At 41.3% G+C, this 271-nt stretch carries 1 pseudogene; it reads left to right on the top strand.

Features of this window, described 5'->3' with window-relative positions:
• Positions 1-145: 145 nt before the first annotated feature.
• A pseudogene (locus R8N49_RS29505) lies at positions 146-271 on the top strand (aldehyde-activating protein); the annotation flags it as partial.

Genomic DNA, 271 nt, shown 5'->3' with positions numbered 1-271 from the left:
TTTGTTCTAAAAATTGTGTTCGGAGTATATACCAATTCGAATAGGATCACCGCATACACTCAAATCTCGATGAACCAAGTATCGTGAAATCACTCGAGCGGATTTAGGTATAAACTGTTTAGTGGGCAATCGATAGGTAATAACGATGACAAACATAATTCACACCGGAGAGTGCGCCTGTGGCTTAGTTCAACTTCGCTGTAAAGATGAACCTCTGCGAACCTCTATTTGTCACTGCTTTGAATGCCAGAAACGAACAGGCAGCGTTTTT

It is taken from the genome of Vibrio sp. 1978, from assembly GCF_033344345.1.
Note: the sequence above shows the minus strand (reverse complement) of the source record. Positions and strands in the feature narration are given on the sequence as shown.